This is a genomic window from Paracoccaceae bacterium, assembly GCA_033344815.1.
Taxonomy (GTDB): domain Bacteria; phylum Pseudomonadota; class Alphaproteobacteria; order Rhodobacterales; family Rhodobacteraceae; genus Roseobacter.
Window position 1 is genome coordinate 4,788,231 of the sequence record JAWPMR010000001.1, and the last position, 13,062, is coordinate 4,801,292.

The following is a 13,062-nucleotide window of genomic DNA, read 5'->3' on the forward strand; positions in this document are numbered from 1 at the left end:
ATTTTCGAAAGCGTGATCTTGTGAAAACGCCCGAGAAGACGATTTGGTGCCAAGACTGATCATACCGCGGTCACCATGACAGGTGCATTTTCGCTTTTTTTGTTGAAAGTCGCCCTGAGACACTCCCGTTGACAGTTGTCGTCGCAATTTGGCCACGAATTCAAGTGTCGTTGCGAAAAATATCGTAAGGCCTTTCGGGCGCTCCCAGTGAAAAAAACGAGGTGCCTATTCGGCACTTTTTCACCTATTTCATAGACCAATGCATTGCTGGGGAAGGTGCGCATTACCAGCGATTGAAGAGATTGAGCCATAACATTATGCGTTTTGCGCATTTGCGCCGAAGTCGGGCGCAATCGCTTTGGCATTCGACACTGTTTGTGGTCGTTGGGCCAGTGGTGCGCGAAGATCGTCGCCAGCAAAACACAGAACATAAGGCGGTAGGTTGAATAATTGCACGGCGCTTAAAAAACGGTGCTTGCAGGGCATACCAATCGGCTGGTCTGGTACGCTCAAAAAGAGAGGGAACTAGGTAAGCGCATGTTCGTGAATTATTAAGCCGGACGGCGTAGGGAATTGCATCGGCATTCACTAAGGGTTCTCAAAATGACTATTTTTCGCAATATCGGCGTTGGTATTAGGCTTTGCGCGCTCGTGGTGATTTCTATTGCCGGGCTTTTCGCAATGCAAAAAGTATCGATAATAACCTTCGCGGAAGCCAAGCGAGATCTCAAGGAAACTGAGCTTACCCATTTGACGGAAGTGGCGCTTTCCATTGTCGAGAGTTATTATCTTCTGTCTGAAACAGGCGAACTCTCGGTGGAGGAGGCGCAAGAACGCGCGCTAAAAGTTCTCGAGGAGTTACGGTATGAAGGTGAAAACTATTATTGGGTGAATGACCGCAATCCGGTTATGTTGATGCATGGTGCCAATTCAGGTCTGGTTGGCAGGGACTTCGGTGAATTTACCGATCCTAACGGTGTATATCTATTCAACGAGATGGTTGAGGGCACGCAGGATGGGACGCCTGCCACTGTCGCATACCAATGGGCGGCCCCCGGTGCGGAAGAAGGTGATCCACCCGTCGACAAGCTGTCAGTTGTTCAACCCTTTGAACCTTGGGGATGGATCATTGGGACGGGCGCCTATCTTATAAACATCGAAGCAGTTCAGGCGGAGATCACCGGTGATCTTAACTGGATGCTTGCCGGCATCGGCGCTGCGCTTCTTATCGCTGCTGCCCTAATTACGTACACGGTGACGTCCCCAATCCGCCGCTTGACGACACGTATGTCGGATCTCTCTGAGGGAGATACGCAAAGCACCATACCCTACAGTCATGACAGAACCGTATTTGGCGACATCTCGCGGGCAGTGGAGATATTCCGTACTGGCCTCATGGAGCGCGCGGACATGCAGGAAAAAGAAATGCAGCGTGCCGAAGAAGAGCGCGAACGCGAAAAGCTGGCTGCCGAAACTGCGCGTCAGCAAGAGGCCGACAAGAGGGCAAACGAGCAAAAAGCCGAAGAAGAAAAAAGACGACTTGAAACAGAGGCTCAAAACGAACGCGAGCTACGTCAAAAAGCTGAAATGGAAGAAAAAGAAGCGCGGTCCGCGGAGCAGAACAAAGTTGTCGAGGCGTTGGGTGTTGGCCTTCAAAACCTAGCAAACGGCAAATTGACTGACGACATTCCGGACCCATTTCCAGCTGAATATGAAAAGCTACGAGAAGACTTTAACTTGGCAATGAGTTCGCTGCGGGATGCCATTGGAGCCGTGATGCATAACGCTGAGTCAATCCGCAATGAGACCAGTGAGATCACAACATCCGCCGATGATTTGTCGAAAAGGACGGAAAAACAAGCGGCAACGCTTGAAGAGACAGCGGCAGCGCTTGAAGAACTGACCAGTTCGGTGCGCTCTGCGTCCGAAGGCGCGGATGTGGCCGCCTCAATGTCTGCAGAGGCAAAGAAAAATGCCGAAAACGGAGGCGAGGTCGCGCTGAAAGCGGTTCAGGCAATGGAGGGCATCAAGTCTTCATCCCTGGAGATTTCAACAATTACAAAAGTGATCGAAGATATTGCCTTTCAAACCAACCTTTTGGCATTGAATGCGGGCGTTGAGGCGGCGAGAGCCGGTGAGGCCGGGAGAGGCTTTGCGGTTGTTGCGACAGAAGTGCGGGGCTTGGCTCAGAGATCCTCGGAAGCGGCGCAAGAGATTACCACCTTGATATCCAATTCCAGTGACAAGGTAATGCAAGGTGTTGAGTTGGTGGGAAATACCGGGACGTCTCTTGCTGCAATTCTAACGTCGGTGACAGAGATATCTGAACGTATGACAACAATTGCGTCATCAGCGCGCGAGCAATCCGTAGGCATTAACGAAATAAACACAGCCGTCAATGAGCTGGACAGTGTGACTCAGCAAAACGCAGCCATGTTCGAAGAAACTACTGCGGCAAGTCATGCGTTGACAAATGAAGCGAACTCATTGGTTGCTACGGTGGCACGTTTTAGTTTGGACCGTTCAGACTCGGGAGTTTCGAAGATAGGACATTCGAAATCTAAGAGTTCACAAAAACCGGTTCTTGCGCCGGGTGCCATACCTGCAAGCAGTTCTGCTTCCGTTGGAAATGCGGCCTTGAAAGCCGATCATGATGTGGAAACTGACCGTGGCTGGGAAGAGTTTTGAGAAACAATGAACATCCTTGGAACTGCTTCTTCGCAAAACAATTACTAGTTGCTTTCTTGGCTTTAAATGCACCTGGACTCAAGGTTGGTATACGCCAGGTCGGGTTATCCTGTGTAGGTTTAAGCCCTTTTTAGTGGTCCGGCTTGTTTTGGTGGAGTTAGAAGCGCAGATTTTCGCTTCGTGTGGTCAATACATTTTAGCGCGACCTGATTGCAGGTATGGCGCGCGGTGTCGCACGGTTGCTTCTTTGAACACTCATCCTTCATCTTACTGCGTGAACCGCGCTGGATTTGCTGGGGGCTCTGCCTCATGAGTAGGGTGGAGAATCCTGAACGAGACACCGAACAAATATACACCGAAAGTGCGCGAAGGTGCTGTGCGGATAGTTTTGAATTGCGAAGGGCAGCATGAGAGCCGTTGGGCTGCGATTATATCCCTATCGTCGAAGATTGGCTTTGCGCCACAAACGCTGAACGACTGGGTCAAGAAAGTTGCGGTTGATACTGGCCAGCGCGGCCGGATCACACCCGAACAATCTGAAAAGATGAAGGCTTTGGAACGCAAAGTCCGTGACCTCAAGCAAGCCAGCGAGATCCTTCACAAAGCATCCACTGACCCAGCCCTCTGATCCGGGCCGTTTAGGTTTGGAATCCGTTCCTGTTTTTTTCCGTTGATTGGGTTGCAGTCAAGGCCTGCTGAGTGGAGCCCTTGCGGAGCTCAAGCGAGGCAGGCCGGGTGGCACGGTTGAGATTGGCGAAGACGGCCGGTGACAGTCCGCCAAGCGATGTGTGTGGTCGTTCTGTGTTGTAATCGATCCTCCAGTTTTCGATGATCTTCCGCGCCTCAGCGAGGTTGCCGAAGATGTGCTCGTTGAGGCATTCGTCCATTGCCCGGCAGGCGATTGCACAGCAATCTGCCGAGAGAGGCACAGCCAACCATTGAAGCTTTCCACGAAGGCGTTCTGCATGGGTTTGCCTGGTGCGATGTAATGCCAGTCAACCTTGCGGTCCTCCTGCCATTTCAACATCGCGTTCGACGCCAGTTCGGTTCCATTGTCGCTGACCACAAGGCAGGGGTAGCCGCGCAGTTGGGCGATCCGATCCAGTTGGCGGGTCATGTGTCGGCCTGACAGTGAACGATCCACCACAGTTGCCAAAGCTTCGCGGGTGCAATCATCCACGATGCATAGCACGCGGAACCGCTGCCCGTCTGCGAAGGTATCGGACAGGAAGTCCAACGACCAGCGCTGGTTGGCCCGATCCGGCACAGGAATAGGCCTGCGCGTGCCCAAAGCCCGCTTGCGCGAACGCCTGCGGCGTACAGCCAGCCCTTCTTCGCGATGAATCCGGAACAGCTTCTTGTACCCTCTCATCGTTTCCTTCAGAAACGACTGCCGGGTGAGAGTTCACTTCAAACCCCTCTCTGGCCAGCAGGATACCAAGCCGCCGATACCCGAACCGACGACGCTCATTCGCCAGTTCGCAGAGCCGCTTTCGCAAAGCATCATCGCCCTGATCCTGCTTCCGATACTGAAAGATTGACCGATGCAGATCAGCCAGTTCGCACGCCCCCTCTCGGCAGATTGCTGCGCAATCGCCTGCCGGGCAGTGGACGCTCGGACAAGCCGTGCCAATCCATCACGTCCGACACAGCCCGTCTTTTGACATGCTCGACCATTGTCCTGGGACCAATAGCGGACAAGATCTCGCCGCCCGTCGTTTTTTGTTTCGAGGTCTTTCAGCGCAGCGTTGTCCAGCATGGCATCTGCCAGCATCCGCTTCAGACGGTTGTTCTCATCTTCAAGCGCGCGCGGCTTCTTCGCATCCGACACATTCATGCCACCGAACCTGGCCTTGTATTTAATGGGATGGATGTCTCTCCCTCAAACCGCGACGCTGTGAGAATATCACAGCACACAGGAGGAAGAGATGGATAGTATTCATGGGGACCGACTTGGCCAAGAATGTGTTTCAGCTTCACGGCGTTGATGACGATGGCCGTTCCGTGTTCAAGAAGCGGGTTCGACGCGAGGGATTGCTTGCCGAGCTGGCAGATATACCCCCCTGCAAGATTGGTATCGAAGCCTGTACTGGCGCGTTCTGGTGGCAGCGCCAATTTGAAGCTCTGGATCACACGGTCAAGGTGATCGCACCGCAGTATGTTAAACCATTCCTCAAGCACCAGAAGAATGACCGCAACGACGCGGAAGCCATTTGCACCGCACTCTTGCAACCGAACGTGAAGTTCGTCCCACCCAAAAACGAAGAGCAACAGGACATTCAGGCTCTGCACCGGGCGCGTCGGCGTCTTGTGAACCACCGCATGGCCTTGGCCTGCCAGATGCGGGGCCTCTTACTCGACAGGGGTGTCACGATCCCATTGACCTTGAGCCGAGCACGGCAGCGGATCCCGGAGATCCTTGAAGATCATTCGAACGGGCTGACGGAGATGACCCGCGAGATTATCGCTGATCTATTCGAGTTTATGTTGCAACTTGATATGCGGATCAAAGTTTTCGACCGTCGTATCGATCAGGTTTTTCGCGCAAACCCACATTGCCAACGTATCGCGCAAATTTGTGGCGTTGGTTCGAAGACAGCTACAGCAGTCGTTGCTGCTGTCGGTGATGGAAAAGAGTTCAAGAACGGTCGCCATATGGCCGCATGGATGGGGTTGGTACCACGCCAGCATTCCAGCGGCGACAAACACCTCCTGATGGGGATAAGCAAACGGGGCGACAAGCATCTCCGGACGCTGTTGATCCACGGAGCCAGGTCGGTAGCCCGCGTTTCACAGGGCAGAACAGACGCATTCAGCAAATGGGTCAACGCGATCCGGGAGCGCCGAGGCATGAATCGTGCCATCGTCGCTGTTGCCAACAAGAACGCGCACATCATCTGGGCGATGCTGCACAGAAACGAAGAGTTCCGCGCTCAAGCCTGAGCAAAGAAGAGGATTGCAAGACGACCAAGGACATGAACCGACCGGCAAACTCCGGTGTGTGAGGAACCTGGCTTTTACAATGGCCCTATGAGGCCGACCACTTGTTGAGGCTTACCACGCGGAATTCCCATTTGGGCGCGCCATCCTACCGGCGACGCCGGATAGATGTTTGCAACCAGGCAACGCCGTCAGATCAGGACCGAAAAAACCTTGCAACCGGAGAGACATCCATAGATGTAGAAGATGCCCTGCGATAGCCCCTCACCCCTCTCATCGACACGGCGTTTCGACTGCCGGCAGTGGGACGGCACAGCTCCCGCGCCTTACGCCAGCCTCGTATTCCTTGATCATTCCAATGATCTGTTCTTCGCTAGATCTGAGTTTCATAGTCGATCCTCTCTTGAGACGGATCTCGTGGCCTGATTTCAGGGGGCAGGGTCAAAACTTTTACGCCGCTCCGGAAAGATCAGACATGGCAACGCAACTCAGACAAATCAAACTCCGCCAGGCAAACACGGCGCGGGTCCAGATGTACTTAGAGTCTCACTAGATTAAAGGCGATTATATTGAGAACAAGGGACAACAGCGCGTAAGATGCAATTGGTAGCCCGTAGGGGAATCGAACCCCTCTTTCCAGGTTGAAAACCTGGCGTCCTAACCGATAGACGAACGGGCCACTAAGCTGTGAGCGGTTGATTAGGCAATCTGTGTCCGGCGTGCAAGCAGAATTTTCACCCAAAGCAAATAATTTTTATGAAGCTTCGCAGTCAGATCAGCGCAGCGTCTTCCAGACGCAGCTGAACATTTTGTCGTCCGCGCCACGTATTGATGTCCAACCGCCCTGCGAGGTGAAAGTGCTTGCCACCATGGTTTTCCAGCGCGGACCCCAAAGGACCGTCATAGGCACCAAAGCTGATGCATTCCATCGTCTTACTGTCTTTGCCTCCAAAGGTGAGTTTAAGGTGGTTCTCGCCGACCCGCTTTGCAAAGTTAACAGCCATATCGGCAAAGACAAAACGTGGGGCGGGGGCGCTGGCTCCAAAAGGTCCGGCTTTGTCGATCATTTCAGCCAGATCCACTGTTGCCGCTGAAGGCATTAAGATGCCGTCGACTCTGAGATCAGCTGCCCCTGCCAGATGCGCGCCTTGCTTTTCCAGCAATTCGTTCAGACGCGCCATCGCCGCATCCAACTGATCTTCGCTTACCGTCAATCCGGCTGCCATCTTATGGCCGCCACCCTTGATCAAAAGACCTTCGGCGGCCAGACGATGTATCGGTTGACCAAGATCAATCCCCGAAATGGAACGTCCTGACCCCTTGCCAATACCGTTCTCAAGCCCAATGACAATGCTCGGGCGCCCCGAGGCTTCTTTCAATCGAGAGGCCACGATTCCAACAACGCCGGGATGCCATCCCGGCCCGGCCGCCCAAACCAATGCGCGATCCATACCGCGCGTTTCGGCCTGTTCAAGGGCTGCCGCGCGCACACTGGCTTCTATTTCACGCCGCTCGGTGTTCAATGCATCAAGCCGTTCGGCCAGAGCGGCCGCTTCATGCGGGTCCTGCGTTGCCAAAAGGCGCGCACCCAGATCTGCCGCTCCGATCCGTCCCCCAGCATTGACGCGCGGACCTAGAAGATAACCGAGATGATAAGATGTGGGTGCGGTGTCCATTCGGGCGACATCTGCCAGAGCCGCCAATCCAGGGCGCGCGCGTCGCGACATGACACGCAATCCCTGACGTACGAAGGCACGGTTTACACCAATCAGAGGGGCAACGTCGGCCACGGTGGCCAGTCCGACCAGATCGAGGAAACCCATCAAATCCGGGCCGGACTTGCCGAGGCTACGCAATTGCCGCCCCAGTTCCACCAGCAATAAAAAGACAACGCCCGCCGCACATAAATGCGCCAATTCACCGGACTCATCCTGCCTGTTCGGGTTCACCACTGCCAAGGCATCCGGCAGCGTTTCCTCGCCAAGGTGGTGATCCAACACCAAAACGTCAGCGCCCGTTGCTGCCGCAATCGGACCGTGCGAAAGAGTGCCGCAATCCACGCAGATGATCAGCTCATGTGCCTGTGCCAGCTGCGCCATGGCTTCTTCGTTTGGTCCGTAACCTTCATCAATCCGATCTGGCACGTAGAGTGTGGCGCGATGCCCCATATCGCGTAACCAGACCAGCAACAGAGCGGCAGAAGCCCCGCCATCCACATCATAATCGGCAAAGATCGCGATCCGCTGCCGCGAATCCAATGCGCTCAAAACACGCCGGGCTGCTTTTTCCATGTCCTTGAGCGCATGAGGGTCAGGCAAGAGGTCGCGCAATGAGGGCGCCAGAAACTCTGCCGCCTCCTGCGGCGCCACCTGACGGCGGGCCAGTATTTGCGCGACGGCGGGGGGTAAACCCGTGTGTTGAAGAATGGCTTCGGCTGCGCGCTCGATTTCAAGGGGCGGGCCAACCCAACGCCTTCCGCTCAGGCTCTGTTCAACGCCGAGAAAACTCATCCCGATCCCCGCAAGTCGCGCCTGTCGTTACTCGACAGGTGTGCGATAATTGATCCGCCTTACCGATCCAGTCTTGGACCGCATGATCAAGGTTTCGGTTGTCATCCAACCGGGCTCGCGTTTGACAGCGGGAAGGATGTTCCCGTCCGTGACGCCAGTGGCAGCGAAAATCACATCTTCCGTGACCATTTCGTCACGATGATAAATCCGGTCAAAATCCGTGATGCCTGCTTTGCTGGCACGCCCGCGTTCATCGTCATTGCGAAACAGCAAACGGCCAAACATCTGACCCCCCATGCACTTTAGCGCGGCGGCAGCCAGAACGCCTTCGGGGGCGCCGCCCGCGCCCATGTACATGTCGATGCCTGTGTTGGGTTCGGCGCAGTGCATCACGCCCGCCACATCGCCATCCGTGATCAATCGTATGGACGCACCCGTGGCCCGTACCTCCGCAATCATGGGCTCGTGACGGGGACGTTCCAGAATGCATACGGTAATGTCGGAGGCCGCGCAGCCTTTGGCCTTTGCCAACGCCTTGACCCGCTCTCCCGGGGTCATGTCCAGTGTCACGACGTCCGTTTCAAAGCCGGGTCCGATGGCCAGCTTGTCCATATAGACGTCTGGCGCATGCAGCATTGATCCGCGGGGTCCCATGGCAATGACGGTCAAGGCATTGGGCATGTCCTTGGCGGTCAGGGTCGTGCCTTCAAGAGGGTCCAGTGCAATGTCCACGCCGGGCCCTTTGCCGGTGCCGACTTCTTCGCCGATGTAGAGCATTGGGGCTTCGTCCCGCTCCCCTTCGCCAATCACCACAACGCCTGCGATATCGAGCATGTTGAGCTGTTCGCGCATGGCATTGACAGCCGCCTGATCCGCCGCCTTTTCATCGCCGTGGCCGACCAGCCGCGCCGAGGCCAAGGCCGCAGCCTCTGATACGCGGGCAAGACCCAGAGAAAGCATACGATCTTGAAATTCGGCATGGGCTGGCATGAAACTGTCCTTCTTTGCAATTCAATGTGCAATTATCTCTATCGTTGCGTCGTGGCCTGCACAACTGCGCACAACGTTTCGCGTCTCAGACGTGCTCGATGCGCAAGGCAACCGGGTCTGAGGACAACACGCCGGTATCTTCCATAGCGGCCAGAGCGGATTGCAGTGCATCCGGTGTTGTCTTGTGTGTGACAATTAAAACAGGGGCTGTCGTATCATCATGCCCATACTGGCGCATGCGGTCGATAGAAACGCCCGCCTCTCCCAGAACCGAGGCTATTTTCGCCAGTGCGCCGGGTTTGTCTTCAAGCGACATACGCAGATAATAGGGCGCGGGGGTTTCTGCGTGAGCGGGCGTGGACGTCTTGAGCGTCGCTGCCGCGATGCCAAAGACCGGACCGCGCATGCCTTTGGCAATGTCACAGACATCCGCCATAACCGCACTGGCAGTGGGGCCTTCGCCCGCGCCCGGACCGCGCAGCACGATTTGGCTGACAGCATCGCCTTCGAGCACGACCATATTGGTTCCACCGTCCAACTGACCCAAGGGCGACGTGTCGGGGACAAGACAGGGTTGCATGCGCTGTTCCAGCCCGCGCCCTGTCATCTGCGCAATCCCTAGAAGTTTGATCTTGTAGCCCATGTCGGCGGCGGCGCGGATGTCATCAATACTGACGCGGTCGATGCCTTCCAGGGTAATGCCGTCAAAATCGACCTTGGTGCCAAAGGCGAGGGAGGACAGGATTGCCAGCTTATGGGCCGCATCAATACCACCAACGTCCAGTTGCGGGTCCGCTTCCAGATACCCCAGCCCATCTGCTTCGGCAAAGACCTCTGCATAGCTGAGGCCGGCGGTCTCCATGCGTGTCAGGATGTAGTTGCATGATCCATTCATTACGCCCATCACGCGGGTCACATCATTTCCGGCCAACCCTTCCATAAGTGCCTTGATCACCGGGATGCCGCCCGCGACAGCCGCCTCATAGCGCAACACCGTTTGCGTGGCTTCGGCCGCCTCGGCCAGCGCTTGGCCATGGATGGCCAGCAGAGCTTTGTTTGCGCTTACCACGTCTTTGCCCGCGGCCAACGCGGCCTCAACGGCGGTTTTGGCGGCTCCTTCATGCCCGCCGATCAATTCGACAAACACATCGACATCATCGCGGATTGCCAGGGCGACCGGGTCGTCCTCCCATGCGTAGCGTTCCAGAGAAATTCCGCGGTCCTTGGATTTGTCGCGCGCACACACAGCCGAGATGACAATCTGGCGTCCCGTCCGGGCCGTGAGCAAGTCGCCATGTTTGCGAATGATGCGCAGCACACCAATGCCGACTGTGCCCAAACCTGCGATCCCAAGGCGAAGCGGCTCAGACATGACGGTAGATCCTTTGATACATGAACAGGGGCGTTCTTTTGCGCCGTGTAGCGGGTTCGAAGCCTGCGCGCAACGCGCTTGGTGCTACTGCGGCGTTTGGGAAAGACGCGCGCGGTCATCTGCATCCAAAACCGGCGTTCGCAGGCTGTCTGCACGCGACTGCAGGTTGCTGACGCGCGCCTCGAGCTTGTCATCTGTTTCAAGTGTTTCGGGCTCTGGCCCCGCCAAAACATCTGCGATCGGGTCAAGCGGAATCAATTCCGGAAAATCCGCCTGTCGCGCAACTTCCGTGGTCGCGTCTTCGATGGCCGGAAATCGCACACACCCTGCCAAGGCAACAAGCAAAACAATAACGGCAAGATTGCGCATAGGACGAGCTCCAGTTGAAGTCTCCGTTTTGCCCGATGGCGGAACCGCTTGCAAGAAAGGTTTGTTTTGAACGCTTGTTCAGTTAATTATGATGCGCATGGCACGTACAGCAGGTTCACATTCCGACATCACAGGCCCGCGTGTGCGCGACGCCGCGCTGCAGCTTTTTGCGCAACATGGATTTGCGGCTGTCTCGATGCGCCAGATTGCCAGCGAGGTCGGCGTGCAGGTGGGGGCTCTTTACAACTATACGCCCGACAAGCAATACCTGCTGTTTGAGCTGATGAAAAGCCATATGGACGCGCTGTTGAATGCGTTTGAAGACGATGTTCATGCGGATGTGGAAACGCGGCTTCACCATTTCGTACGGTTTCACATCAGGTTTCACCATGACAGACCCGACGCGGTTTTCATTGCCTATATGGAGCTGCGCAATCTGACACCTGACAATTTTGCGCAGATTGAACACTTGCGGCGCCAATATGAAGATCGCCTGCAAGCGATTTTACACGCAGGTGTCGCATCCGGTGTCTTTAGTGTTCCTGATACCAAAATCGCCACTTTGGCCGTGATTGCCATGCTGACAGGTGTGAATACATGGTTTCGTACAGGCGGACGACTGTCGCTTGCGGATGTTGAAGCGCAGTATTGGCAAATGGTGCGCAAATCGGTCGCGGCGGACGGATCTCAATTCAATGCGCGGGTTGAATAAAAGTGCCGTTCTTCAGATCCCGCATGGCCTGTTGAAGCTCTTCGCTTGTGTTCATTACGATCGGACCATGCCAGGCGACAGGTTCGTTTATCGGGGCACCGGAAATCAACAGGAACCGAAGACCCTCTGGCCCAGCCTGCACCGTGATTTCATCGCCTGACCCAAAACGGACGAGCGTGCGGTCGCCGGAGAGATCACGAATGTTGACTTCTTGCCCTGCGATTTCCTTTTCCAGCAGGACACCGCCGGGTTGGCTGGCATCTGCAAAAGCGCCCGCACCCTGGAACACATATGCAAAGGCACGGCGATATGTATCAATAGCAAAGGTCTTGCGCACACCTGCAGGCACCGTGATATCCAGGTATTGTGGGTCTGCGGCTATTCCGTCGACCGGTCCGGTTTTGCCCCAGAACGTGCCGGTGATGACTTTGACGACGGTGCCATCATCATCTGTCACCTGCGGAATATCGGCACCTGTGATATCTTGATAGTGCGGCGCGGTCATCTTCTGGCTCGCAGGCAGATTTCCCCAGAGTTGAAACCCGTGCATTTGACCGGTCGCATTTCCGCCGGGCATCTCCTGATGCAGAATCCCCGAACCGGCGGTCATCCATTGCACATCACCCGCGCCAAGCGTGCCCTGATTGCCCAGCGAGTCGCCATGCACAACGGTGCCGTCCAGCACATAGGTGATGGTCTCAATGCCACGATGCGGGTGCCAGGGGAAACCGTTCAGATAGTCTTCGGGCCGCTCATTGCGAAGGTCATCAAACAATAAAAACGGGTCCAGCTCAGAGGGATCCTGAAACCCGAAAGCGCGGTGCAGCTTTACGCCAGCGCCTTCCATGGTCGGTTGTGCTTTTCGCGTCTCAAGTGTGGGTCTGAGCGACATGGCATTTCTCCCGTTTGCAATGCCACGCAGGTAGCCATTTTTGCGGACGCTGCAATTGCGATCCGGTGAACGCACCCTGTGCAGATATGCGCAGCAGCCTCGTATCATCATGAAACGTGATGCAATACATGATATATATTCGTTTTAAGAATTTGTCGTTTGGCGTTATATCAGCCCTATCCCAATGAGGGGCCATAGATTGAAAGGATAGTCTCATGGTTTTTGAAGCAACTGTTCAGGAAAGAAATGTCATACAAAACGCGCTGCGCGGACCGTTGAAAGCGCTGCTGGTGCTTAGCGTCGGTTTGTTCATCGGTTTGATGCTGGCGGAGATGCCGGAAAGAGGGCCTTCGCAAGGTGATTTTCTGGTCACTGGCGACATCCCTGGCGAAGATTGGCACGGGAATGTGCGCCGGTCGTCACCTGCACATTGATAGAGCAGGCCTCCAGTGTTTCGGCGCGCCGTACCCAAGCGTGGCGTGCCGAAGCAAAGTGCGACATTCCCATTGTTCCAAACGGCGTTGATCTGAGCTTAAACATAACAAAATGATCTTCCATTCATTTTGCCTGTGGGTCGCAAACAGGCGCG

At 55.5% G+C, this 13,062-nt stretch carries 9 protein-coding genes, 1 tRNA gene and 1 pseudogene; 4 read left to right on the top strand and 7 right to left on the bottom strand.

Going from position 1 to position 13,062, the window contains the following annotated elements; all coding sequences use genetic code 11:
• Positions 1–603: 603 nt before the first annotated feature.
• Positions 604–2,688, top strand: a complete 2,085-nt coding sequence (locus tag R8G34_22205) for a methyl-accepting chemotaxis protein (protein ID MDW3225571.1) — start codon at positions 604–606, stop codon at positions 2,686–2,688.
• A gap of 638 nt (positions 2,689–3,326) precedes the next feature.
• Here R8G34_22205 and R8G34_22210 read toward each other — a convergent pair.
• Positions 3,327–4,525, bottom strand: a pseudogene (locus R8G34_22210) (IS3 family transposase).
• 104 nt (positions 4,526–4,629) lie between these two features.
• Between R8G34_22210 and R8G34_22215 the strand changes: the two are divergent.
• On the top strand, positions 4,630–5,631 hold the full coding sequence (locus R8G34_22215) for an IS110 family transposase (GenBank protein ID MDW3225572.1): 1,002 nt from the start codon (positions 4,630–4,632) through the stop codon (positions 5,629–5,631).
• A gap of 601 nt (positions 5,632–6,232) precedes the next feature.
• On the opposite strand, the gene R8G34_22220 is transcribed toward R8G34_22215, so the two are convergent.
• The 5 genes from R8G34_22220 to R8G34_22240 form a co-directional block, all read right to left on the bottom strand.
• Positions 6,233–6,307 (bottom strand) — tRNA-Glu (locus R8G34_22220).
• 91 nt (positions 6,308–6,398) lie between these two features.
• Positions 6,399–8,138: a single-stranded-DNA-specific exonuclease RecJ gene (gene recJ, locus R8G34_22225; protein ID MDW3225573.1), complete on the bottom strand. Its 1,740-nt coding sequence runs from the start codon at positions 8,136–8,138 to the stop codon at positions 6,399–6,401.
• Between the two features lie 27 nt (positions 8,139–8,165).
• On the bottom strand, positions 8,166–9,128 hold the full coding sequence (glpX, locus tag R8G34_22230; protein ID MDW3225574.1) for a class II fructose-bisphosphatase: 963 nt from the start codon (positions 9,126–9,128) through the stop codon (positions 8,166–8,168).
• A gap of 85 nt (positions 9,129–9,213) precedes the next feature.
• Positions 9,214–10,500, bottom strand: coding sequence for a homoserine dehydrogenase (locus tag R8G34_22235; protein MDW3225575.1), 1,287 nt, complete (start codon positions 10,498–10,500; stop codon positions 9,214–9,216).
• A gap of 84 nt (positions 10,501–10,584) precedes the next feature.
• On the bottom strand, positions 10,585–10,869 hold the full coding sequence (locus R8G34_22240) for a hypothetical protein (GenBank protein MDW3225576.1): 285 nt from the start codon (positions 10,867–10,869) through the stop codon (positions 10,585–10,587).
• A 97-nt stretch (positions 10,870–10,966) separates the two neighbouring features.
• Here R8G34_22240 and R8G34_22245 point away from each other — a divergent pair, with 97 nt between their 5' ends.
• Entirely contained in the window at positions 10,967–11,581 is a 615-nt protein-coding gene (locus tag R8G34_22245; GenBank protein MDW3225577.1) for a TetR/AcrR family transcriptional regulator, read from the top strand.
• Here the strand turns inward: R8G34_22245 and R8G34_22250 are convergent.
• Positions 11,562–12,473, bottom strand: a complete 912-nt coding sequence (locus R8G34_22250) for a pirin family protein (protein MDW3225578.1) — start codon at positions 12,471–12,473, stop codon at positions 11,562–11,564. The two genes, R8G34_22245 and R8G34_22250, sit on opposite strands and share 20 nt — an antisense overlap.
• Before the next feature lie 215 nt (positions 12,474–12,688).
• On the opposite strand from R8G34_22250, the gene R8G34_22255 reads away from it, so the two are divergent.
• The gene (locus R8G34_22255) at positions 12,689–12,907 is read left to right on the top strand and encodes a hypothetical protein (GenBank protein MDW3225579.1); all 219 of its coding nucleotides are present in this window, start codon (positions 12,689–12,691) and stop codon (positions 12,905–12,907) included.
• The last annotated feature ends 155 nt before the right edge of the window (positions 12,908–13,062 follow it).

Coding starts and splice junctions, on each gene's coding strand:
- R8G34_22255 (MDW3225579.1), top strand. CDS start 12,689: ATGGTTTTTGAAGCAACTGTTCAGGAAAGAAATGTCATACAAAACGCG.
- R8G34_22245 (MDW3225577.1), top strand. CDS start 10,967: ATGGCACGTACAGCAGGTTCACATTCCGACATCACAGGCCCGCGTGTG.
- R8G34_22240 (MDW3225576.1), bottom strand. CDS start 10,869: ATGCGCAATCTTGCCGTTATTGTTTTGCTTGTTGCCTTGGCAGGGTGT.
- recJ (MDW3225573.1), bottom strand. CDS start 8,138: ATGAGTTTTCTCGGCGTTGAACAGAGCCTGAGCGGAAGGCGTTGGGTT.
- R8G34_22215 (MDW3225572.1), top strand. CDS start 4,630: ATGGGGACCGACTTGGCCAAGAATGTGTTTCAGCTTCACGGCGTTGAT.
- R8G34_22250 (MDW3225578.1), bottom strand. CDS start 12,473: ATGTCGCTCAGACCCACACTTGAGACGCGAAAAGCACAACCGACCATG.
- R8G34_22235 (MDW3225575.1), bottom strand. CDS start 10,500: ATGTCTGAGCCGCTTCGCCTTGGGATCGCAGGTTTGGGCACAGTCGGC.
- glpX (MDW3225574.1), bottom strand. CDS start 9,128: ATGCCAGCCCATGCCGAATTTCAAGATCGTATGCTTTCTCTGGGTCTT.
- R8G34_22205 (MDW3225571.1), top strand. CDS start 604: ATGACTATTTTTCGCAATATCGGCGTTGGTATTAGGCTTTGCGCGCTC.